This is a genomic window from Klebsiella sp. P1CD1, from assembly GCF_003790505.1.
Taxonomy (GTDB): Bacteria; Pseudomonadota; Gammaproteobacteria; order Enterobacterales; family Enterobacteriaceae; genus Klebsiella; species Klebsiella variicola.
Map to the genome: position 1 here is coordinate 4,045,993 of NZ_CP033631.1, position 21,223 is coordinate 4,067,215.

Genomic DNA, 21,223 nt, shown 5'->3' on the forward strand with positions numbered 1-21,223 from the left:
GAATCATGAAAGTTCTGGTTACAGGTGGTAGCGGTTACATTGGAAGTCATACCTGCGTTCAACTGCTGCAGCAGGGACATGAGGTGGTGATCCTCGACAATCTCTGCAACAGCAAGCGCAGCGTACTGCCGGTGATTGAGCGTCTCGGCGGCAAAGAAGCCACCTTTATTGAAGGCGATATTCGTAACGAAGCGCTGATGACGGAGATCCTCCACGATCACGCCATTGAGGCAGTGATCCACTTCGCCGGGCTGAAAGCCGTCGGGGAGTCCGTCGCCAAGCCGCTGGAATATTACGATAATAACGTCACCGGCACACTGAAATTAGTTTCTGCCATGCGCGCCGCGGGCGTGAAGAACTTCATCTTTAGCTCCTCAGCTACCGTCTACGGCGACCAGCCGAAAATCCCATATGTAGAAAGCTTCCCGACCGGCACCCCGCAAAGCCCTTACGGCAAAAGCAAGCTGATGGTGGAGCAGATCCTGACCGACCTGCAGAAAGCCCAGCCGGAGTGGAGCATTGCCCTGCTGCGCTACTTCAACCCGGTCGGTGCCCACCCGTCGGGCGACATGGGGGAAGACCCGCAGGGGATCCCAAACAACCTGATGCCGTACATCGCCCAGGTCGCCGTTGGTCGTCGCGACTCGCTGGCCGTGTTTGGTAACGACTACCCGACTGAAGATGGCACCGGCGTACGCGATTATATCCACGTGATGGACCTCGCCGATGGCCACGTCGCGGCCATGGAAAAACTGGCTGACAAAGCCGGGGTCCATATCTACAACCTTGGCGCCGGCGTCGGCAGCAGCGTGCTCGACGTGGTCAATGCTTTCAGCAAGGCCTGCGGCAAACCGATTAACTACCATTTCGCGCCGCGCCGCGATGGCGACCTCCCGGCCTACTGGGCGGATGCCGCCAAGGCCGACCGCGAGCTGAACTGGCGCGTGACGCGCAACCTGGACGAAATGGCGCAGGACACCTGGCACTGGCAGTCCCGCCATCCGCAGGGTTATCCAGACTAAGGAACCTTCATGAGCGTATTTAACCCCGTTGACCATCCACATCGTCGTTATAACCCGTTAACCGGGCAGTGGATTCTGGTTTCTCCGCATCGCGCCAAGCGCCCCTGGCAGGGGGCGCAGGAAACGCCGGCAAAACAGACCTTGCCAGCCCACGATCCGGACTGTTTCCTGTGCCCAGGTAATACCCGGGTCACCGGCGACACCAACCCGAATTACACCGGTACCTACGTGTTTACCAACGACTTTGCGGCCCTGATGACCGACACTCCGGACGCACCGGAGAGTGACGATCCGCTGATGCGCTGTCAGAGCGCGCGCGGCACCAGTCGGGTGATCTGCTTCTCGCCAGACCACAGCAAAACGCTGCCGGAACTGAGCCTTGAAGCGCTGGAAGGCGTGGTTAAAGCGTGGCAGGAACAGACCGCGGACCTCGGGAAAAGCTACCCGTGGGTCCAGGTCTTTGAAAACAAAGGGGCAGCGATGGGCTGCTCCAACCCTCACCCGCATGGTCAGGTGTGGGCCAATAGCTTCCTGCCCAATGAAGCGGAACGGGAAGACCGTCTGCAGAAAGAGTATTACGCCGGACAAGGTCAGCCGATGCTGCTGGACTATGTTCAGCGCGAACTGGCCGACGGCAGCCGCACGGTGGTGGACACCGAGCAATGGCTGGCGGTCGTGCCCTACTGGGCCGCCTGGCCATTCGAAACGCTGCTGTTGCCGAAAGCGCACGTGCAGCGTATTACCGATCTCACCGACGCCCAGCGCAGCGATCTGGCGCTGGCGTTGAAAAAGCTGACCAGCCGTTACGACAACCTGTTCCAGTGCTCATTCCCCTACTCCATGGGCTGGCACGGCGCGCCGTTTAACGACGAAGACCATCACCACTGGCAGCTTCATGCCCACTTTTATCCGCCGCTGCTGCGCTCCGCGACGGTCCGCAAGTTTATGGTTGGCTATGAAATGCTGGCCGAAACCCAGCGCGATCTGACCGCCGAGCAAGCTGCCGAACGACTGCGTGCCGTCAGCGACGTCCATTTTCGTGAATCCGGAGTGTAATGATGAGTCTGAAAGAGAAAACCCAAACCCTGTTTGCTGACGCCTTCGGTTATCCGGCCAGCCATGTCATTCAGGCGCCAGGCCGCGTCAACCTGATCGGCGAGCATACCGATTACAACGACGGTTTTGTGCTGCCCTGCGCCATCGACTACCAGACGGTGATCAGCTGTGCGCCGCGCGACGATCGTACGGTGCGGGTGATTGCCGCCGATTACGACAATCAGACCGATGAGTTCTCTCTCGACGCGCCGATTATCAGCCACGATACCCAGCAGTGGTCGAACTATGTCCGCGGCGTGGTAAAGCATCTGCAGCAGCGGAACAACCACTTTGGCGGCGCGGATCTGGTGATCAGCGGCAATGTACCGCAGGGTGCGGGGTTAAGCTCCTCAGCCTCGCTGGAAGTCGCCGTCGGCACCGTGTTCCAGCAGCTCTATCATCTGCCGCTGGATGGCGCGCAAATCGCCCTCAACGGCCAGGAGGCGGAAAACCAGTTCGTCGGCTGCAACTGCGGCATCATGGATCAGCTGATTTCGGCGCTGGGCAAAAAAGACCACGCGCTGCTGATCGACTGCCGTTCGCTGGGCACCAAAGCCGTTTCGATGCCGAAAGGCGTGGCGGTGGTGATCATCAACAGCAACTTTAAGCGCACCCTCGTCGGCAGCGAGTACAACACCCGTCGTGAACAGTGCGAAACCGGCGCGCGCTTCTTCCAGCAGCCCGCCCTGCGCGATGTTACCCTCGAGCAATTTAACGCCGTCGCCCATGAGCTGGATCCGGTCGTCGCGAAGCGCGTACGCCATGTGCTGACGGAGAATGCCCGCACCGTGGAAGCCGCCAGCGCCCTCGAAAAAGGCGACCTGAAGCGGATGGGTGAGCTGATGGCCGAATCCCATGCCTCGATGCGCGATGATTTCGAGATCACCGTCCCGCAGATCGACACTCTGGTGGAGATCGTTAAGGCCGCGATCGGTGATAAAGGCGGCGTACGCATGACCGGCGGCGGCTTTGGCGGCTGCGTGGTAGCGCTGGTCCCGGAAGATCTGGTCGATACCGTTCAGCAGGCCGTTGCTAAAACGTATGAAGCGAAAACCGGTATTAAAGAGACATTCTATGTCTGCAAACCGTCACAGGGGGCAGGCCAATGGTAACGCAAACCACCGCGCTGGCGCCGGACGGCCAGCCCTGGCAGCAGGTGACCCTGCGCAATAAGGCGGGGATGACCGTTACCGTGGCGGATTGGGGCGCGACGCTGCTCAGCGCCGAGGTGCCGCTGGCTGATGGCAGCCTGCGTCATCCGCTGCTGGGCTGTGCGAAGCTGGAGGACTATGCCCGCCAGGCCGCGTTTCTTGGCGCCTCGGTAGGCCGCTACGCCAACCGTATCGGCAATAGCCGCTTCCCGCTTGACGGCCAGCTCGTCAACGTCACGCCGTCAAACGACGCGGGCCACCAGCTCCACGGCGGCCCGGAAGGGTTTGATAAGCGCCGCTGGCGCATTGTCCGCGCCGACGAGCAGGAAGTGCTGTTCGCTCTGACCTCGCCCGATGGCGATCAAGGCTTCCCCGGCACTCTGCAGGCCACCGCGCACTATCGTCTGACCGACGATAACCGCATCGCGATTACCTATCGCGCCACCGTGGACCAACCCTGCCCGGTGAACATGACCAATCACGTCTATTTCAACCTCGACGGTGACCAGCGCGACGTGCGCCAGCACCAGTTGCAGATCCTCGCCCAGAGGTATCTGCCGGTGGAAAGCGACGGTATCCCGGGTGGTGAACTCAAAGATGTTGCTAACACCAGCTTTGATTTCCGCCAGCCGAAAACCATCGCCGCCGACTTCCTCGCCGACGCCGATCAGCAAAAGGTGAAGGGATACGATCATGCCTTCCTGCTGGATGCCAAAGGCGACGCCAGCCAGCCTGCGGCGCAGGTCTGGTCGCAGGACGGCAAGCTGCAGATGACGGTCTATACCTCCGCTCCGGCGCTGCAGTTTTACTCCGGCAACTATCTCGGCGGCACCCCGTCGCAGACGACGGAGCCCTACGCCGACTGGCAGGGGCTGGCGCTGGAGAGCGAATTCCTGCCGGATTCGCCGAATCATCCGGAATGGCCGCAGCCGGACTGTGTGTTACGTCCGGGCCAGGAGTACGTCAGCCTGACGGAATATCAGTTTATCGCCTGTTAATCGCCAGCGCCCTCCGCCGGGGGCGCTGTTTTTCGTCCCCGCCCTCCTCTCTGCCGCCTCTTTTTTCAGCAACCTGCTCTATTTTCCGTCACCAAAGGACAAAAAAATAACCTGTGTTTTACAAGCACCTTACACTGAGCCACTATTTTCGCTATGGTTAGGGATAAGCATTGCCGTGAGCCAAATCACGGCAATATAATGAGAATAGTTATCAATCAATAACACATACACCAACATATTCAGCGCACCGTTCGCGGCGCGAGGGATGGCGTGTAGAGAGGAGTAAGAGAATGGCTGTAACTAAGCTGGTACTGGTTCGTCATGGCGAAAGCCAGTGGAACAACGAAAACCGCTTCACCGGTTGGTACGACGTTGATCTGTCCGAGAAAGGCGTTAGCGAAGCGAAAGCGGCAGGTAAACTGCTGAAGGCTGAAGGCTTCAGCTTTGATTTTGCTTATACCTCCGTGCTGAAACGTGCCATCCACACCCTGTGGAACGTGCTGGACGAACTGGATCAGGCCTGGCTGCCGGTTGAGAAATCATGGAAGCTGAACGAGCGTCATTACGGCGCGCTGCAGGGCCTGAACAAAGCGGAAACCGCTGAGAAATACGGTGACGAGCAGGTTAAACAGTGGCGTCGCGGCTTCGCTGTCACTCCGCCGGAGCTGACCAAAGACGACGAGCGCTACCCGGGCCACGATCCGCGCTATGCAAAACTGACCGACGCCGAACTGCCGACCACTGAAAGCCTGGCGCTGACCATCGACCGCGTCGTGCCTTACTGGAACGAAACCATTCTGCCGCGCCTGAAAAGCGGTGAGCGCGTGATCATCGCCGCTCACGGTAACTCCCTGCGCGCGCTGGTGAAATACCTCGACAACATGGGCGAAGACGAGATCCTCGAACTGAACATCCCGACCGGCGTACCGCTGGTGTATGAGTTCGATGAAAACTTCAAGCCGATCAAACATTACTATCTGGGCAATGCGGAAGAGATCGCGGCGAAAGCGGCTGCCGTCGCCAACCAGGGTAAAGCGAAGTAATTCCTCCCGGTAAAAACAAAAAAGCGTGGAAATCTCCACGCTTTTTTTATTGCCTTCGCCAGCGCAGATTCGCTTAGCCGCGGCGGGTTTTCACCGCTTCCGCCAGCTGACGCAGGATCGTTTCGGTATCCTCCCAGCCGATGCAGGCGTCGGTGACGCTCTTGCCGAAGGTCAGCGGTTCACCGCTCTCGAGGCTCTGGTTGCCTTCCACCAGATGGCTTTCAATCATCACGCCCATGATCGCCCGCTCACCGCCGGCAATCTGCTGGCATACGTCCGCGCCCACTTCCATCTGCTTCTTGAACTGCTTGCTGGAGTTGGCATGGCTGAAGTCGATCATCACCTGAGCCGGCAGGCCCGCTTTCGCCAGGCCGATCTTCACATCCGCCACGTGCTTCGCGCTGTAGTTCGGCTCTTTGCCGCCGCGCAGAATAATATGGCAGTCGCCGTTACCGCTGGTATTCACGATAGCGGAGTGGCCCCACTTAGTGACCGACAGGAAACAGTGCGGTGCGCCAGCGGCGTTAATCGCGTCGATAGCCACCTTGATGGTGCCATCGGTACCATTCTTAAAGCCCACCGGGCAGGAGAGTCCGGAGGCGAGTTCACGGTGCACCTGGGATTCGGTGGTACGCGCCCCAATGGCGCCCCAGCTCATCAGATCGGCGACATACTGCGGGGTGATCATATCGAGGAATTCCCCCGCCGCCGGCAGGCCGCTGTCGTTAATGTCCAGCAGCAGTTTGCGCGCGATGCGCAACCCGTCGTTGATGCGGAAGCTGTTATCCATATGGGGATCGTTGATAAGCCCTTTCCAGCCGACGGTGGTGCGCGGTTTTTCAAAATAGACCCGCATGACGATCTCGAGCTCGCCCTTCAATGCCTCGCGCAGGGGCAGCAGACGGGAAGCGTACTCTTTCGCCGCTGCCGGATCGTGAATCGAACAGGGCCCAATCACTACCAGCAGACGGTCATCGTCGCCCTTGAGGATCTGATGGATCGCTTTGCGAGCATGCGCAACGGTGTTTGCAGCATTTTCGGTAGCAGGGAATTTTTCCAGGAGCGCAACGGGAGGTAATAATTCGTTGATCTCTTTAATGCGTAAATCGTCGTTCTGATAATTCATCTTCTTTCCAGCGTTGCCATACTTATTCAATGAAATGCAATCCCTCCAATCTATCTCTTCGCCGAAAAAGTGTAAACGTGATTTTACAGTAGTGATGGAATAATCCTGGAAATAGGCAAAAATACGCCATAAAGTAGCGAAACCAGGCTCATGCACTACAATAATTAACTGTTAAAGCTAATTAAGTCTTATGTTTCAGGATTATATAGTGACACTGCGATCGTCTGCGGAGTCTTTAACCATAGCGAGTCAGATCCCTGGCACACTCACCGCGGGAAGCGCATTTCCCCTTCCCGGTTTAACAGGAGTATCCGATGAATATGAAAAAACTGACGACCCTTTTGCTCACCGCCACCTTAGGTCTTGCCAGCGGCGCGGCCCTGGCAGCAGACACCGGCGCCCAGTCCAATAATGGCCAGGCCAACTCTTCCGCGGATGCCGGTCAGGTGGCGCCGGATGCCCGTGAGAACGTGGCGCCAAACAATGTGGACAATAACCAGATTAATTCTGGCTCTGGCGGCACCATGCTCCATCCTGATGGCTCGACGATGAGCCAGGATAATATGTCGAGCGATGAAGTGCATAAAAACTCGATGTGTAAAGATGGCCGCTGTCCAGACACCGGTAAGAAACTGGACAATGGCGGCAGCATGAACCACGACAACAGCAAAACCGACGGTACCACCCAGTAAGTGATGCGGTGGGAACAAACGAAGAAAAGGCGAGCCGGGCTCGCCTTTTCTTCGTTTGTTATCGCTCTCTGTTTATGATGTCATAGCGTAATAATGATAACTATTAAGGGACGACACGATGGCCCACCCGCATTCGCACTCCCCTGCTCAGGCTCCGGACAGCAGTAACGCTCGCCGGCTGCGATGGGCGTTTATCGTCACCGCCGGTTTTATGCTGGTTGAAGCCGTCGGCGGCGCGATCTCCGGTTCGCTGGCCCTGCTGGCGGATGCCGGCCATATGCTCACCGATTCCGCCGCCCTGCTGTTTGCGCTGCTGGCGGTTCGCTTCGCCAGCCGCCCACCGAATACCCGCCATACCTTTGGCTGGTTGCGTTTGACCACCCTGGCGGCGTTTCTCAATGCCATTGCCCTGGTGGTGATTACCATTTTGATTGTCTGGGAGGCGATTCAGCGCTTCCAGCATCCGCAGCCGGTGGCCGGCGTGACGATGATGGTGATTGCGGTCGCCGGCCTGCTGGCTAACGTGCTGGCCTTCTGGATCCTGCATCGGGGGAGTGAAGAGCAGAATCTCAACGTGCGCGCTGCGGCGCTACACGTGCTGGGCGACCTGCTGGGCTCGGTCGGCGCAATCGTGGCAGCTGTGGTGATCCTCACCACAGGCTGGACGCCTGTTGACCCGATTCTTTCCGTGCTGGTTTCCTGCCTGGTATTACGTAGCGCCTGGCGATTACTGAAGGAGAGTCTGAATGAACTGCTGGAAGGCGCGCCGCGTTCGCTGGATGTGGCGGCCCTGCAGCGGGATATCCGTCGCTCTATCCCGGAGGTACGCGATGTTCACCACGTCCACGTCTGGCTGGTGGGGGAAAAACCGGTGATGACGCTCCATGTTCAGGTGGTCCCGCCGCATGATCATGATGCGTTACTCAACCGTATCCTGCATTTCCTGGAACATAAATATGAAATTGAGCATGCCACGGTGCAGATGGAGTACCAGCCCTGCAGCGGCCCGGAGTGCCATCTCAACACGATGCACGCCGGGCACGATCATCACCACCACCATTAGCCAGAAAACGCGTGAGAACCTCGCTCACGCGCGCTGTTTATCCACATCCGGCTGCCGTTCAGCGCAATGAACGTCAGCAAGAGGTATTCCAGCGACATGGCATAGACGCCCTGGCGGGCAAAAATCACCACGCTTATCACGTTGACAATCACCCACAGCAGCCAGTTTTCAACATACTTGCGGGTCATTAAGATCATCGCCACCACCGACAGCACCGTCATGCAGGAGTCCCAGAACGGGAAGGCATCCGGCTGCAGCACCGGCATGGAGACCTGCAGACCCAGCGCTTGCATCAGGCTGACCGCGATCCGCGTCAGGAAAGCAAAAAACGGGTTGATAAACAGGGTCAGCAAGCCGATCGCCACCACGCAGGCCGCCAGCCAGCCCAGCGCTTTGCTGCGCGGCAGCCAGCGGATCTGCAGCTCAGCCTCATGGTTGCTGCTTTGTCGCGACCAGGCATACCAGCCGTAAACGTTAGCGGCAAAGAAGAACAGCTGCAGCAGCAGGCTGGCATACAGCTGGATCTGAAAGAAGATGATGGCGAACAGCGTGACGTTGACCAGCCCGAAAGCATAGTTACTGATCTTCTCCAGGCTCGCCAGCCAGATGCACAGCAGCCCGGCGATGGTCCCCACGGCCTCTATCCAGGAGAGATCATACCCCCCGGCGCCGATGGGTATATGTACTAAGATATTCTGCGTGCTAAAAAAATCCATTTCATCCCCTCAGCGTCTTGCGACGCGACAATACGTTATCCCCGTAGTGTAGCCGCAAAATCCAGCATCCGGTTAAGCGGAATCAATGCCCCGGTGCGCAGCGCTTCGTCGACGTGGATTTCGTGTTCAGCGCCGCCCTGTTCGAGTCCCTCGGCAATGGCTTTCAGGCCGTTCATCGCCATCCACGGGCAGTGCGCGCAGCTGCGGCAGGTCGCCCCTTCGCCGGCAGTGGGCGCTTCCAGCAGCATTTTCTCCGGTACCGCCTGCTGCATTTTATAGAAGATACCGCGATCGGTGGCCACGATCAGCTGGCGCTGGGGCAAGCTTTTCGCCGCCGCAATCAGCTGGCTGGTGGATCCCACGGCATCCGCCATCTCGACGATCGCCTGCGGCGATTCAGGATGGACCAGTACAGCAGCTTCAGGATAGAGGGCCTTCATACGCGTCAGTGCCTGGGTTTTAAACTCATCGTGCACGATGCATGCCCCCTGCCAGCACAGCACGTCTGCGCCGGTCTGACGCTGGACATAGCGGCCAAGGTGGCGGTCCGGTGCCCAGAGGATCTTTTGGCCCAGGCTGTCCAGATGATCAATGAGTTCCACGGCGATACTGGAGGTAACCACCCAGTCAGCGCGGGCCTTCACCGCGGCGGACGTATTGGCATAAACCACCACGGTGCGATCGGGATGGGCATCGCAGAAGGCGTTGAATTCCTCAATCGGACAGCCCAGATCCAGCGAACACTCCGCGTTCAGGGTCGGCATCAGAATGGTCTTTTCCGGGCTGAGGATTTTGGCGGTTTCCCCCATAAAACGCACCCCGGCGACCAGCAGCGTGGAGGCCGAATGACGGGCGCCAAAACGCGCCATCTCCAGCGAGTCGGCGATACAGCCGCCGGTTTCTTCCGCCAGTTGTTGAATTTCAGGATCGGTGTAGTAATGCGCCACCATCACGGCGTCGCGCTCGCGCAACAGGCGCTTGATTTTTTCGCGATAAAACTGCTTTTCGTCGACGGTCAGCGGTTGTGGTTTCGCTGGAAAAGGATAAATCGCCGTTTCAGGATCAAACATTACGCTCATCATGCAATCTCGTTTTACTGGCTTAACTCTAAGACCGTCACTATGGCCTGTCTGCGCCTTAACACGGTCATGGTGTTTTATATGCTAAACAAGATAGCGGATTACGAGCAAAAAGTCGTGATGAATTTTGTACATCAGCCCGTATGCCGCGGACGATGCTACGCATCTGCCCAAACGACCGGTTCGTACCCTGTGTAGCCACGGTAAGCGCAGCGTGACCGTGGAGTCATGCTGAAGTCGAATTTTGGAGTATGGCGGAAAGCAAAAAGGCGCCTTTAGGGCGCCTTTTTACATTGGTGGGTCGTGCAGGATTCGAACCTGCGACCAATTGATTAAAAGTCAACTGCTCTACCAACTGAGCTAACGACCCCTTGCGGGATTTTGCTACTGTAATCATTCAGGATGGTGGGTCGTGCAGGATTCGAACCTGCGACCAATTGATTAAAAGTCAACTGCTCTACCAACTGAGCTAACGACCCGCTCTGGTACTACCTGAATAATTTCACTCGACACCAATATTGAAATTGGTGGGTCGTGCAGGATGACTCGGCTTCGCCTCGCCCTTCGGGCCATTGCTGACGCAACGTTATCCTTCACGTTCAACATTTGAGTTAAATGCTGAAATTGGTGGGTCGTGCAGGATTCGAACCTGCGACCAATTGATTAAAAGTCAACTGCTCTACCAACTGAGCTAACGACCCGAGTGGTGGGTGATGACGGGATCGAACCGCCGACCCCCTCCTTGTAAGGGAGGTGCTCTCCCAGCTGAGCTAATCACCCGAAACTGCGCTGGATACTACCGATACTGCGTCCACCGGTCCCATCATTAAAATGGTGGGTCGTGCAGGATGACTCGCTTCGCTCGCCCTGAGGCGCCGTTGCTGAAGCAACGTTATCCTTCACGTTTAACACCGACGTTCGATGTTAAAGATGGTGGGTCGTGCAGGATTCGAACCTGCGACCAATTGATTAAAAGTCAACTGCTCTACCAACTGAGCTAACGACCCGGTGGTGGGTGATGACGGGATCGAACCGCCGACCCCCTCCTTGTAAGGGAGGTGCTCTCCCAGCTGAGCTAATCACCCGATACTGCGCTGGATACTGCTAAGTGGTGGGTCGTGCAGGATGACTCGGCTTCGCCTCGCCCTATGGGCCGTTGCTGTCGCAACGTTATCCTTCACGTTTTACTATCGCGTTCCACCAGAACGATTGGTGGGTCGTGCAGGATTCGAACCTGCGACCAATTGATTAAAAGTCAACTGCTCTACCAACTGAGCTAACGACCCACTCTGGCATCGCTTTGGGCTTGTTTGATATCCCTTGGCAACGGCGGCATATATTACTGATTTCAGAATTCAGCGCAACTAAAATTTCGATAAAGATCACTTAACTGCTGGTGATTCAGGCGACAAGACCAGAAATAACGCGATTTCTGGTCATGCCGTAATCAACCAAGAGCATTAAGACGTTTTTGCGCTTGTTTCGCACCGTCGGTGCCGGGGAATTTACTGATCACCTGCTGGTAAACCGCTTTCGCTTTCGCGGTATCACCCTTGTCCTGCATGATCACGCCGACCTTAAACATGGCGTCAGGCGCTTTTGGCGATTTCGGGTAGTTCTTCACCACCGAGGCGAAGTAAAACGCCGCATCGTCTTTTTTCCCCTTATTGTAATTCAACTGGCCGAGCCAATAGTTGGCGTTCGGCTGATAAGTTGAATCCGGGTACTTTTTAACGAAGTTCTGAAACGCCACCATTGCGTCATCCTGGCGTGAAGCATCCTTCACCAGGGCAATGGCCGCATTGTAATCGGTGTTCGCATCGCCGGTCATCGCCGGGGCGCCTGACGAGGCCGCTGGCGCTGCGCTGGTAGCAGCCGCGCTCTGATCGCCGGAAGACGATGGAGCCTGCGTACCTGATGCTGCCGCTGCGCCGCCACCACCGCTGCTCAGACTATCTATCTGCAGCAGAATCTGCTTCTGGCGCTCAACGATCTGATTCAGCTGATATTGGTTCTCCTGGATCTGGCCACGGAGAGAATCAATGTCAGTCTGGTTATCAGAGAGTTGTTGCTGGAGTTGGGTTAAAAGCTGGCTGTGAGCATTGGAAATACGCTCGAGTTGAGTGACGCGGTCTTCGACCGAGCCTGAGCCGACACTACTGATTGGCGCCTGAGCAAAAGCGGCCCAGGGGGCCGCTATGCCAACCAGTAACGACAGACTCAATAAATGATGTCTGAAGTTACTGCTCATGCAATTCTCTTAGTAAACCAGTACGGCGCGACGGTTTTTGGCATATGCCGCTTCGTCATGACCCAGTACTGCTGGTTTTTCTTTACCGTAAGAAACGATGGAGATCTGATCGGCAGAAACACCTTTGCCCTGCAGATACATCTTAACGGCGTTAGCACGACGCTCACCCAGAGCGATGTTGTATTCCGGCGTACCGCGCTCATCCGCGTGACCTTCTACAGTCACTTTGTAGGACGGGTTGCTGCGCAGGAAGTTCGCATGCGCGTCCAGCATGGCAGCGAAGTCAGAACGGATATCGTACTTGTCCAGATCGAAGTAAACGATGTTGTTCTGTTGCAGCTGCTGCATCTGCAGACGAGCTTGCTCTTCAGAAGACATGTTGCCGCCGTTACCGTTAGCGTCCATACCAGTGCCGGCACCCAGCATGCCTTCACCGCTCTGGTCGTTGCTGGCGTTCTTGTTAGAAGAACATGCCGCGATTGCCATAACCGGCAGAGCGATCATCAGCCCTTTCAGCACTTTGTTCAGTTGCATTTCTTTGATTCCTTTAATAATCAATTATTTATTATCACAGATACGGCGACCAGGCAGGCGATTTTACCTGTCCATCAGTTGCCGGAAGACGCGCTTTGAAACGCCCATCTGTAGAAACCAGATTCAGCACGGATCCCATCCCCTGAGAAGAGCTGTAGATTACCATAGTGCCGTTAGGTGCCAGACTTGGCGTTTCGTCTAAAAACGTTGATGACAGAACCTGTACACCACCCGCTTCCAGATCTTGTTTGGCAATGTGCTGCTGACCGCCGGCCGAGCTGACCATTACCATGGTTTTACCATCCGCGCTCACGTCGGCGTCCTGGTTCTGTGAACCTTCCCAGGTGATACGCTGCGGCGTGCCGCCATTGATGTTGACTTTATACACCTGCGGACGACCGGCCTGGTCAGAGGTGAAGGCCAGGTTCTGGCTGTCCGGGAACCAGCTTGGTTCGGTGTTGTTGCTGCGACCGTTAGTCACCTGACGAATCTGACCGGAGCCCAGATCCATCACGTACAGGTTCAGGCTACCGGTTTTCGACAGCGCGAAGGCCAACTTAGAGCCATCCGGAGAGAACGCCGGCGCGCCATTGTGCTGCGGGAAGGAGGCGATCTGACGCACAGCGCCGTTCGCCAGGGTCTGAACCACCAGCGCAGAACGACCACTTTCAAAGGTCACGTAAGCCAGTTTAGAACCGTCCGGAGACCAGGCCGGGGACATCAGCGGCTGGGAGGAACGGTGAACAAGGAACTGGTTGTAACCATCGTAGTCGGACACGCGCAGTTCGTAAGGGAACTGGCCGCCGTTTTTCTGCACCACGTAGGCGATACGGGTACGGAATGCGCCCTTGATGCCGGTCAGCTTCTCAAATACCGCGTCGCTGGCAGCGTGCGCTGCGTAGCGCAGGTACTGTTTAGTGACTTTAAAAGAGCCTTGCGCCAGCGTTGTACCCGGCGCACCGCCGGTATCCACCAGCTGATAGGCTACCTGATAAGAACCATCCGGGTTTGACGTGACCTGACCGACGACCACGGCGTCGATACCCAGCGCAGACCAGGCAGCAGGCTGCACTTCCTGGGCACTGGTCGGCTGCTGCGGCAGACGCGAGCGATCCAGCGGGTTAAATTTACCACTGTTGCGCAGGTCAGCTGCCACGATACCGCCAACATCTTCAGGCGCAGCGCCCTGGCCGGCCCACTGGAACGGTACCACGCCGATAGGGCGTGCCGAGTCCACCCCCTGGGTGATCTCGATACGTACTTCTGCGTGCAGCACCGCCGCCCACAGCATTAAAAAACCAAATGCTACTCGTAATGCCTGCTTCATCATATCTCCCTTATCCGGGCGGAAAGCCCACGATAATTTAGCAGAATGTTAACAAACTGAAATACACAAAACTACCAAAACCCCATGACCGCCCGATATTCTTTTCCCCCACTGACGCGGGGGAAAAAGCGCTTAAGGTTTGAAGTCCAATGGCGCATTTTTGAACGTTTCATAAACTGCCTGCGAAGGCGGTTTAGGGAATTTGCTCATCCGACTGGTTGCCGCCAGCATCTGCTGACAGAAAGCCGGATCGCCGCCTTCCGATTTCACACTCAACAACGTTCCATCCTGAGCCAGGTTTACGCGCAACGTACATACTTTACCCTTGTACGTATCCCAGTCATAGAGATGTCCTTTAATCGCGGCCTGCACTTGCGAAATATAGCTGGCAATCTCCGCCTGAGACGCACCGCCCTGCCCTGGTTTACTTCCTTTAGCAGGTGAAGAGCCGCCTGCGCTACCGCTGGTGCTACCTTTCGGCGCATTCTTACCCGAACTCAGATCGCCAAGCAGGTCGTCAACGCCGTCCGCTTCTTTCGCGGCAGCCGCTTTCTTCGCTGCCGCCGCTTTTGCTGCTGCCGCTTTGGCCGCTTTATCGGCCGCTGCCTTCTCAGCCGCAGCCGCTTTGGCTGCCGCCGCTTTTTCAGCTGCGGCGGCTTTCTCGGCGGCGGCCTTCTCTGCGGCCGCTTTTTGGGCGGCAGCTTTCTCAGCGGCTTTTTCGGCAGCTTTTTCTGCTGCCGCTTTTTCAGCCGCAGCTTGCTTAGCCGCCTCCTGCTGGGCCTTCTTCTCTGCTTCCTGCTGCGCTTTCTTCGCCGCTGCCGCTTCCGCTTTCTTCTGCGCTTCTGCTGCGGCTTTCGCCGCTTCGGCTTCCGCCTGTTTCTTCGCATCGGCTGCCGCTTTTGCGGCGGCGGCATCGGCCTGTTTCTTCGCGTCAGCGGCGGCTTTAGCCGCTGCCAGCTCAGCCGCTTTTGCCTGGGCATCCGCCTTCGCTTTTGCGTCGGCAGCCGCTTTGGCAGCCGCTTCCTGCGCTTCTTTAGCCTGCGCATCCGCTTTGGCTTTCGCCGCCGCGGCAGCCTTGGCAGCCGCTTCCTCAGCCTGCTTCTGCTGTTCCTTCGCTTCTTTCGCCGCTTCCTGCGCCTGCAGCCGTTCCTGTTCGAGCTGTTTCAGCCGTTCCTGTTCCGCTGCCTGTTTCTCACGTAACTCTTCCGCCTGCTGCTGTGCCTGTTTTTCACGCTGCTCAGCGGCGCGACGTGCGCTGGCCTGCTGCTGTTGCTGACGGTTATAGTTATTTACCACCGCCCCCGGATCGACCATGACGGCATCAATGGACGATCCCCCGCCGCCGCCGGCAGAGGCATCCAGATGCTCGTCAAACGAACTCCAGATCAGCAGCGCGATCAGAATGATGTGCAGCGCGACTGAAATGATGATCGCTCGTTTAAGCTTGTCGTTTTGTTCGGTTGCCTTTGACACTATCGGTTCCCAAAAACTGTTCGCCTGTACCCGCGATGCACGCCGACGGCGAGCGATACCCACCATCGGACGCCACGCGGACGCACATACCTGAAGCGATTAAATAGGTTTGGTCATCAAGCCGACCGATTTAACCCCTGCACTATGCAACAGGTTCAGCGCTTTAATAATTTCATCGTAAGGGACGTCTTTCGCACCGCCGATCAGGAATACCGTTTTCTCATTGGCTTCAAGACGACGCTTCGCTTCGGCAATCACCTGCTCCGGCGGCAGCTGGGACAGCGTCTCCTGCCCCACTTTCACGCTGTACTGCCCTACCCCGGAGACTTCCACAATCACCGGCGGATCGTCATTGCTTTTCACCGCTTGCGATTCCGTGGCGTCCGGCAGATCGACTTCCACGCTCTGCGTAATGATGGGCGCCGTTGCCATAAAGATCAGCAGCAGTACCAGCAGGACATCCAGCAGCGGAACGATGTTGATCTCGGACTTCAGTTCGCGACGTCCGCGTCCACGTGCTCTGGCCATGGCTTACCCCTTATTGCTTTCGCTGGTGGTAAAGGCCTGACGGTGCAGAATAGCGGTGAACTCTTCCATAAAGTTGTCGTAGTTCAGTTCAAGCTTGTTCACGCGCTGGTTCAGGCGGTTGTACGCCATGACCGCCGGGATCGCGGCGAACAGACCGATCGCGGTGGCGATCAGCGCTTCGGCGATACCTGGCGCCACCATCTGCAGGGTGGCCTGCTTCACCGCGCCAAGGGCGATAAAGGCATGCATAATCCCCCAGACAGTACCGAACAGACCGATATACGGGCTGATGGAGCCTACGGTGCCGAGGAACGGGATATGGGTTTCCAGCGTTTCCAGCTCGCGGTTCATCGAAATACGCATCGCGCGCGATGCCCCTTCGACAATCGCTTCCGGCGCATGGCTGTTGGCCCGATGCAGGCGCGCAAATTCTTTGAAACCGCTGTAGAAGATTTGTTCCGAACCGGTCAGGTTATCGCGACGCCCCTGGCTCTCCTGGTACAAACGGGACAGCTCGATCCCGGACCAGAATTTGTCCTCGAACGCTTCAGCTTCACGCGCGGCCGAGTTAAGGATACGCGTTCTCTGAATAATGATAGCCCAGGAAGCGATAGAAAAACCAATCAAAATCAACATGATAAGTTTAACCAGAAGGCTCGCCTTCAGGAACAAATCAAGGATATTCATGTCAGTCACTGCTTAAACTCCGCGACAATAGACTTGGGAAGCGCACGTGGCTTCATTAAGAGTGGATCAACGCACACAATGAGAACCTCAGCTTCGTTTAACACTGTATTCTCGGCGTTGACGATTCGCTGCGTGAAAACCAAAGAGGTGCCGCGCATCGAGGTAATTTCCGTCTGGACTTCGAGCATGTCGTCGAGTCTGGCGGGGGCAAAATACTCCAGCGTCATTTTGCGAACCACGAAGGCAACGCGTTCAGCCAACAGCACCTGTTGACTAAAGTGATGGTGGCGCAGCATCTCTGTGCGTGCTCTTTCATAAAAAGCGACGTAACTGGCGTGGTAAACCACACCACCGGCGTCGGTATCTTCGTAGTAGACCCGAACCGGCCATCGAAACAGCGTTGTATTCACTTTACATCCCGGTAATGCAAAAAAAGGTTAGAGCTTTCAAACTTCGCTACTATACGCGCGGGAAAGGTGGTTTGGAATGGGGGAAAGTAAACGGGGCGTAAATTTTTATGGGCTTATGCAAGCCCATACCATTAACAGAGATCTCTTATTCAAAAGAAGAAAAAGAAGAGACCCAAAGCGAGCACGATATCAGCGATAAGCGGACAAAAAATCCCCTGCCAGTGAACGGCACGCGGACGGAAGCCCACGCCGTGAATAACGCCGCTGCAAACCGCCCACATCAGCAAGAAACCATGCCAGATTTCCAGCTCGCTGGTCTTCGCCGCAAAGCGCGACGGATCCCAGAAGATGCAGCCTGCCAGCAGCAGCGCCATCAATAAGGAAAGCGCCCTTAACGGGCGCTTGTCCATTATCGCATACATATACTTTATCATTCACGTCGCCTCTTTGTTGGCTACGTCTGCTTACCCCAGTCACTTACTGGTGTAAGCTCCTGGGGATTCACAGACTTGCCGCCTCGATGCAATCCGAATGATTTCGTATATCGCATCACGATAATACTCATCAGTGTTCTTCTTTACCTGCTTTGGTGGCTTCCACGTGCTCAAGCGCCAGCGCGGTAATCACCCCAAAGGCACAGGCAAGAAGCGTTCCCAAAATCCATGCGAAGTACCACATATATAGCTCCTTACCTTAGTACAGCGAGTGGGTGTTCTTTTCGATGTCTTCGCGCGTAATGCGGCCGAACATCTTCCAGTAACACCAGCTGGTGTAGGCCAGAATGATCGGCACGAAGACAATCGCCACGTAGGTCATCAGGTTCAGCGTCCGCTGACTGGAGGTCGCGTCCCACATCGTCAGGCTGGCGTTCAGCATGGTGCTGGACGGCATGATGAACGGGAACATCGCAATACCGGCGGTCAGAATGATGCAGGCCAGGGTCAGCGAGGAGAACAGGAATGCCCACGCGCCTTTATCCGCTTTAGTCGAGACGACGGTCAGCAGCGGCAGCACCACGCCCAGGGCAGGAACGGCCCACAGCGCTGGCATGTTATTAAAGTTCACCATCCATGCACCGGCCTCACGCACGACTTCTTTAGTCAGCGGGTTAGACGGGCCGCTATGATCCATTACTGATTTCACCACATAGCCGTCGATGCCGTAGTAGACCCACACACCCGCCAGCGCGAAGCAGACCAGCGTCACCAGCGCCGCCACCGTGGAAACGGTGCGGGTACGCAGGTGCAGTTCGCCTACGGTACGCATCTGCAGGTAGGTGGCACCCTGAGTCAGGATCATCGCCACGCTGACGATACCGGCCAGCAGACCAAACGGGTTCAGCAGCTGGAAGAAGTTTCCGGTATAGAACAGACGTAGGTATTCATCGACGTGGAACGGCACGCCCTGCAACAGGTTGCCGAAGGCCACACCAATCACCAGCGGCGGCACGAAGCTACCGATGAAGATGCCCCAGTCCCACATGTTGCGCCAGCGGGTGTCCTCGATCTTGGAACGGTAGTCAAAACCGACCGGACGGAAGAACAGCGAAGCCAGCACCAGAATCATCGCCACATAGAAGCCAGAGAACGCTGCGGCGTAAACCATCGGCCAGGCCGCGAACAGCGCGCCGCCGGCGGTGATCAGCCACACCTGGTTACCGTCCCAGTGCGGAGCGATGGCGTTGATCATAATCCGACGCTCGGTGTCGTTACGGCCGAGGAAACGGGTGAGCATGCCCACCCCCATGTCGAACCCGTCGGCGACAGCGAAGCCAATCAGCAGAATGCCAATCAGCAGCCACCAGATAAAACGCAATACTTCATAATCGATCATTTGACGACTCCTGTCTTAGCGTGCCGACTGAATAGCCGCAGAGGACTGTTCAAAGTGATAGCGGCCGGTTTTCAGGCTGCTAGGTCCTTTGCGGGCAAACTTGAACATCAGGAACAGTTCAGCCACCAGGAACAGCGTGTACAGACCGCAGATCAGCAACATTGAGAAGATCAGATCGCCTGCGGTCAGCGACGAGTTGGCCACCGCGGTCGGCAGGACCTCACCAATCGCCCACGGCTGACGGCCATACTCGGCAACAAACCAGCCTGACTCCACGGCAATCCACGGCAGCGGCAGGCCAAAGAACGCGGCGCGCAGCAGCCATTTTTTCTCGCCAATGCGGTTACGAATCACGCTCCAGAAGGAGGCGCCGATAATCAACAGCATCAGGATGCCGCACGCCACCATGATACGGAAGGCGAAGTACAGCGGGGCGACGCTTGGAATAGAGTCTTTGGTCGCTTTGGCGATCTGCTCTTCCGTGGCGTCAGCGACGTTCGGGGTATAGCGCTTCAGCAACAGGCCATAGCCGAGGTCTTTCTTCACGCTATTGAACTGGTCACGCACGGCCTGGTCGGTCGAACCGGCGCGCAGCTGCTCCAGTAGCGCGTACGCTTTCATCCCGTTACGGATACGCTCTTCGTGCTGAACCATCAGATCTTTCAGGCCGATAACCGGCTTATCCACCGAGCGGGTGGCGATGATGCCCAGCGCGTAAGGGATCTGGATCGCGAAGTGGTTGGTCTGCGCATTCTGATCGGGAATACCAAACAGAGTAAAGGCAGCCGGCGCCGGCTGGGTTTCCCACTCAGCTTCGATAGCCGCCAGTTTGGTTTTCTGCACGTCACCCATTTCGTAACCGGATTCGTCACCCAGCACAATAACGGAGAGGATCGCCGCCATACCGAAGCTGGCTGCGATGGCAAAGGAGCGCTTAGCAAAGGCAAAGTCGCGGCCTTTCAGCATATACCAGGAGCTGATAGCCAGGATGAACATCGCGCCGGTGACATAGCCAGACGCCACGGTGTGAACGAACTTCACCTGGGCGACCGGGTTGAGCACCAGTTCAGAGAAGCTGACCATCTCCATACGCATGGTTTCGAAGTTGAAGTCCGATGCGATAGGGTTCTGCATCCAGCCGTTGGCGACGAGGATCCACAGCGCGGAGAGGTTGGAGCCCAGCGCAACCAGCCAGGTGACAGCCATGTGCTGAACTTTACCCAGACGATCCCAACCGAAGAAGAACAGACCTACAAAGGTGGATTCGAGGAAGAAGGCCATCAGACCTTCAATGGCCAGCGGCGCACCGAAGATATCGCCCACATAGTGTGAGTAATACGACCAGTTAGTCCCGAACTGGAACTCCATGGTCAGACCGGTCGCCACACCCAGCGCGAAGTTGATACCAAACAACTTGCCCCAGAATTTGGTCATATCTTTATAAATCTGTTTGCCGGAAAGGACGTAAACCGTTTCCATGATGGCCAGCAGGAACGCCATACCGAGCGTTAGCGGCACAAAAAGGAAGTGGTACATCGCGGTCAAGGCAAACTGTAAGCGCGACAGTTCGACTATATCTAACATCATGACTCCTTGCTCATCGCATGAAGACTCCGAAAATGAACCGAGAAGCTCTGGCTCATACGCATGCCCCAATACAAAAGTTATTTGTTGGCCCGTCCGCAGCGCGTTTCAACTGAAAGTGAAGCCACGCCACGACAAGGTTACAAATACGTTAACGAAAACCCAATTGATTCCCCAATATATTACGCCGCAATAACCTTACAATAAATATGTTTTTATTGTTCCAGTTTTACATTTTTCGACGGTGATCAATATATAGCGAAGATAGCCTGTTTAGGCCAATTTGACTTGCGACAATTTAACGTTTTTTGAAGAATTTTTCCAAGCATTAAGCATTGATATAAATCAATTTTTACTCTACGTGTTAATTATGTAGCTCAATAAAGAATATTGGTGAACTTAATGTTAATATTGTGTTTAAAGTATGGCTTGCTTGGTTACTGAAAAGAGAGATATGAGAATCATAGGTAATATTATTTAACGCCGCGGGGAAAAATGAAAAAAATGCGCCGATCCTAATAATGCTAGACTGCTCACAGTATTTTTCCTGTTTTCTTATGCCCTTCTCTTCTGTTTTTTCACTATCTAAAACCCTTGCCTGTCGCGAATTG

General features: G+C 56.2%; 21 protein-coding genes, 7 tRNA genes and 1 pseudogene. 8 read left to right on the forward strand and 21 right to left on the reverse strand.

The genetic code is table 11. The features are described from left to right. Positions 1-5: 5 nt before the first annotated feature. The 5 genes from galE (at position 6) to gpmA (ending at position 5,309) form a co-directional block, all read left to right on the forward strand. Positions 6-1,022 carry a UDP-glucose 4-epimerase GalE gene (galE, locus tag DTA24_RS20125; protein ID WP_012542419.1) on the forward strand — a complete coding sequence of 339 codons (1,017 nt, stop codon included), beginning with the start codon at positions 6-8 and terminating at the stop codon, positions 1,020-1,022. 9 nt (positions 1,023-1,031) lie between these two features. Next, positions 1,032-2,078, forward strand: coding sequence for a galactose-1-phosphate uridylyltransferase (gene galT / locus DTA24_RS20130; RefSeq protein ID WP_110196030.1), 1,047 nt, complete (start codon positions 1,032-1,034; stop codon positions 2,076-2,078). Positions 2,079-2,080: 2 nt separating this feature from the next. After that, entirely contained in the window at positions 2,081-3,229 is a 1,149-nt protein-coding gene (gene galK, locus DTA24_RS20135; RefSeq protein WP_032701039.1) for a galactokinase, read from the forward strand. Further along, positions 3,223-4,266 carry a galactose-1-epimerase gene (galM, locus tag DTA24_RS20140; protein ID WP_008805700.1) on the forward strand — a complete coding sequence of 348 codons (1,044 nt, stop codon included), beginning with the start codon at positions 3,223-3,225 and terminating at the stop codon, positions 4,264-4,266. Before galK ends, galM begins: the two co-directional genes overlap by 7 nt. A gap of 290 nt (positions 4,267-4,556) precedes the next feature. Further along, positions 4,557-5,309 carry a 2,3-diphosphoglycerate-dependent phosphoglycerate mutase gene (gpmA, locus tag DTA24_RS20145; RefSeq protein ID WP_002895089.1) on the forward strand — a complete coding sequence of 251 codons (753 nt, stop codon included), beginning with the start codon at positions 4,557-4,559 and terminating at the stop codon, positions 5,307-5,309. 73 nt (positions 5,310-5,382) lie between these two features. Here gpmA and aroG read toward each other — a convergent pair whose 3' ends face one another. Beyond that, the gene (gene aroG / locus DTA24_RS20150) at positions 5,383-6,435 is read right to left on the reverse strand and encodes a 3-deoxy-7-phosphoheptulonate synthase AroG (protein WP_123837043.1); all 1,053 of its coding nucleotides are present in this window, start codon (positions 6,433-6,435) and stop codon (positions 5,383-5,385) included. Between the two features lie 314 nt (positions 6,436-6,749). Here aroG and DTA24_RS20155 point away from each other — a divergent pair, with 314 nt between their 5' ends. Together DTA24_RS20155 and zitB are read left to right on the forward strand one after the other, a co-directional pair. Continuing rightward, the gene (locus DTA24_RS20155; protein WP_012542423.1) at positions 6,750-7,127 is read left to right on the forward strand and encodes a YbgS-like family protein; all 378 of its coding nucleotides are present in this window, start codon (positions 6,750-6,752) and stop codon (positions 7,125-7,127) included. Between the two features lie 118 nt (positions 7,128-7,245). Beyond that, positions 7,246-8,190: a CDF family zinc transporter ZitB gene (zitB, locus tag DTA24_RS20160; RefSeq protein ID WP_012968681.1), complete on the forward strand. Its 945-nt coding sequence runs from the start codon at positions 7,246-7,248 to the stop codon at positions 8,188-8,190. Here the strand turns inward: zitB and pnuC are convergent. Together pnuC and nadA are read right to left on the reverse strand one after the other, a co-directional pair. Beyond that, on the reverse strand, positions 8,187-8,906 hold the full coding sequence (gene pnuC / locus DTA24_RS20165; protein WP_008805696.1) for a nicotinamide riboside transporter PnuC: 720 nt from the start codon (positions 8,904-8,906) through the stop codon (positions 8,187-8,189). The genes zitB and pnuC overlap by 4 nt on opposite strands. Positions 8,907-8,941: 35 nt before the next feature. Beyond that, entirely contained in the window at positions 8,942-9,985 is a 1,044-nt protein-coding gene (gene nadA / locus DTA24_RS20170) for a quinolinate synthase NadA (RefSeq protein ID WP_040976041.1), read from the reverse strand. A gap of 69 nt (positions 9,986-10,054) precedes the next feature. Here nadA and DTA24_RS28385 point away from each other — a divergent pair. Next, a pseudogene (locus tag DTA24_RS28385) lies at positions 10,055-10,203 on the forward strand (hypothetical protein). Positions 10,204-10,279: 76 nt separating this feature from the next. On the opposite strand, the gene DTA24_RS20175 reads toward DTA24_RS28385, so the two are convergent. The 18 genes from DTA24_RS20175 to cydA all read right to left on the reverse strand — a co-directional run bounded on the left by DTA24_RS20175 (position 10,280) and on the right by cydA (position 20,612). After that, a tRNA-Lys gene (locus tag DTA24_RS20175) sits at positions 10,280-10,355 on the reverse strand. A 33-nt stretch (positions 10,356-10,388) separates the two neighbouring features. Then, positions 10,389-10,464, reverse strand: a tRNA-Lys gene (locus DTA24_RS20180). A 146-nt stretch (positions 10,465-10,610) separates the two neighbouring features. Further along, positions 10,611-10,686 (reverse strand) — tRNA-Lys (locus DTA24_RS20185). Between the two features lie 3 nt (positions 10,687-10,689). Beyond that, positions 10,690-10,765: transfer RNA gene (locus tag DTA24_RS20190), tRNA-Val, on the reverse strand. Positions 10,766-10,916: 151 nt separating this feature from the next. Further along, positions 10,917-10,992: transfer RNA gene (locus DTA24_RS20195), tRNA-Lys, on the reverse strand. Positions 10,993-10,994: 2 nt separating this feature from the next. Beyond that, positions 10,995-11,070, reverse strand: a tRNA-Val gene (locus DTA24_RS20200). 125 nt (positions 11,071-11,195) lie between these two features. Further along, positions 11,196-11,271, reverse strand: a tRNA-Lys gene (locus DTA24_RS20205). Positions 11,272-11,432: 161 nt separating this feature from the next. Then, complete coding sequence (gene cpoB, locus DTA24_RS20210; protein WP_023297237.1) at positions 11,433-12,236, reverse strand: cell division protein CpoB; 804 nt, start codon at positions 12,234-12,236, stop codon at positions 11,433-11,435. 9 nt (positions 12,237-12,245) lie between these two features. Beyond that, positions 12,246-12,770 (reverse strand): peptidoglycan-associated lipoprotein Pal, encoded by a 525-nt coding sequence (gene pal / locus DTA24_RS20215; RefSeq protein WP_002895068.1) that lies wholly within the window; start codon positions 12,768-12,770, stop codon positions 12,246-12,248. Positions 12,771-12,804: 34 nt separating this feature from the next. After that, positions 12,805-14,097 carry a Tol-Pal system beta propeller repeat protein TolB gene (tolB, locus tag DTA24_RS20220; protein ID WP_008805693.1) on the reverse strand — a complete coding sequence of 431 codons (1,293 nt, stop codon included), beginning with the start codon at positions 14,095-14,097 and terminating at the stop codon, positions 12,805-12,807. Between the two features lie 132 nt (positions 14,098-14,229). Then, on the reverse strand, positions 14,230-15,570 hold the full coding sequence (gene tolA / locus DTA24_RS20225; RefSeq protein WP_032734991.1) for a cell envelope integrity protein TolA: 1,341 nt from the start codon (positions 15,568-15,570) through the stop codon (positions 14,230-14,232). Positions 15,571-15,669: 99 nt separating this feature from the next. Further along, the gene (gene tolR / locus DTA24_RS20230) at positions 15,670-16,098 is read right to left on the reverse strand and encodes a colicin uptake protein TolR (protein ID WP_002895061.1); all 429 of its coding nucleotides are present in this window, start codon (positions 16,096-16,098) and stop codon (positions 15,670-15,672) included. 3 nt (positions 16,099-16,101) lie between these two features. Beyond that, a complete protein-coding gene (gene tolQ, locus DTA24_RS20235; RefSeq protein WP_004152221.1) occupies positions 16,102-16,794 on the reverse strand; it encodes a Tol-Pal system protein TolQ in 693 nt (230 codons plus the stop codon). Then, positions 16,791-17,195, reverse strand: coding sequence for a tol-pal system-associated acyl-CoA thioesterase (gene ybgC / locus DTA24_RS20240; RefSeq protein WP_002895056.1), 405 nt, complete (start codon positions 17,193-17,195; stop codon positions 16,791-16,793). Before ybgC ends, tolQ begins: the two co-directional genes overlap by 4 nt. Positions 17,196-17,344: 149 nt before the next feature. Then, entirely contained in the window at positions 17,345-17,629 is a 285-nt protein-coding gene (gene ybgE, locus DTA24_RS20245; protein ID WP_008805691.1) for a cyd operon protein YbgE, read from the reverse strand. Positions 17,630-17,759: 130 nt separating this feature from the next. Beyond that, a complete protein-coding gene (gene cydX / locus DTA24_RS20250; RefSeq protein ID WP_004100325.1) occupies positions 17,760-17,873 on the reverse strand; it encodes a cytochrome bd-I oxidase subunit CydX in 114 nt (37 codons plus the stop codon). Positions 17,874-17,888: 15 nt separating this feature from the next. Next, positions 17,889-19,028, reverse strand: a complete 1,140-nt coding sequence (gene cydB / locus DTA24_RS20255) for a cytochrome d ubiquinol oxidase subunit II (RefSeq protein WP_008805690.1) — start codon at positions 19,026-19,028, stop codon at positions 17,889-17,891. A 15-nt stretch (positions 19,029-19,043) separates the two neighbouring features. Further along, complete coding sequence (cydA, locus tag DTA24_RS20260; protein WP_012542427.1) at positions 19,044-20,612, reverse strand: cytochrome ubiquinol oxidase subunit I; 1,569 nt, start codon at positions 20,610-20,612, stop codon at positions 19,044-19,046. Positions 20,613-21,223: the final 611 nt, after the last annotated feature.

Excerpts from the sequence above, each read along its gene's own strand:
- cpoB (WP_023297237.1), bottom strand. The coding sequence starts at position 12,236 with ATGAGCAGTAACTTCAGACATCATTTATTGAGTCTGTCGTTACTGGTT.
- tolB (WP_008805693.1), bottom strand. The coding sequence starts at position 14,097 with ATGAAGCAGGCATTACGAGTAGCATTTGGTTTTTTAATGCTGTGGGCG.
- pal (WP_002895068.1), bottom strand. The coding sequence starts at position 12,770 with ATGCAACTGAACAAAGTGCTGAAAGGGCTGATGATCGCTCTGCCGGTT.
- pnuC (WP_008805696.1), bottom strand. The coding sequence starts at position 8,906 with ATGGATTTTTTTAGCACGCAGAATATCTTAGTACATATACCCATCGGC.
- galE (WP_012542419.1), top strand. The coding sequence starts at position 6 with ATGAAAGTTCTGGTTACAGGTGGTAGCGGTTACATTGGAAGTCATACC.
- ybgE (WP_008805691.1), bottom strand. The coding sequence starts at position 17,629 with ATGATAAAGTATATGTATGCGATAATGGACAAGCGCCCGTTAAGGGCG.
- galT (WP_110196030.1), top strand. The coding sequence starts at position 1,032 with ATGAGCGTATTTAACCCCGTTGACCATCCACATCGTCGTTATAACCCG.
- DTA24_RS20155 (WP_012542423.1), top strand. The coding sequence starts at position 6,750 with ATGAATATGAAAAAACTGACGACCCTTTTGCTCACCGCCACCTTAGGT.
- cydA (WP_012542427.1), bottom strand. The coding sequence starts at position 20,612 with ATGTTAGATATAGTCGAACTGTCGCGCTTACAGTTTGCCTTGACCGCG.
- gpmA (WP_002895089.1), top strand. The coding sequence starts at position 4,557 with ATGGCTGTAACTAAGCTGGTACTGGTTCGTCATGGCGAAAGCCAGTGG.
- aroG (WP_123837043.1), bottom strand. The coding sequence starts at position 6,435 with ATGAATTATCAGAACGACGATTTACGCATTAAAGAGATCAACGAATTA.
- tolR (WP_002895061.1), bottom strand. The coding sequence starts at position 16,098 with ATGGCCAGAGCACGTGGACGCGGACGTCGCGAACTGAAGTCCGAGATC.
- cydB (WP_008805690.1), bottom strand. The coding sequence starts at position 19,028 with ATGATCGATTATGAAGTATTGCGTTTTATCTGGTGGCTGCTGATTGGC.
- cydX (WP_004100325.1), bottom strand. The coding sequence starts at position 17,873 with ATGTGGTACTTCGCATGGATTTTGGGAACGCTTCTTGCCTGTGCCTTT.
- nadA (WP_040976041.1), bottom strand. The coding sequence starts at position 9,985 with ATGAGCGTAATGTTTGATCCTGAAACGGCGATTTATCCTTTTCCAGCG.
- zitB (WP_012968681.1), top strand. The coding sequence starts at position 7,246 with ATGGCCCACCCGCATTCGCACTCCCCTGCTCAGGCTCCGGACAGCAGT.
- galM (WP_008805700.1), top strand. The coding sequence starts at position 3,223 with ATGGTAACGCAAACCACCGCGCTGGCGCCGGACGGCCAGCCCTGGCAG.
- galK (WP_032701039.1), top strand. The coding sequence starts at position 2,081 with ATGAGTCTGAAAGAGAAAACCCAAACCCTGTTTGCTGACGCCTTCGGT.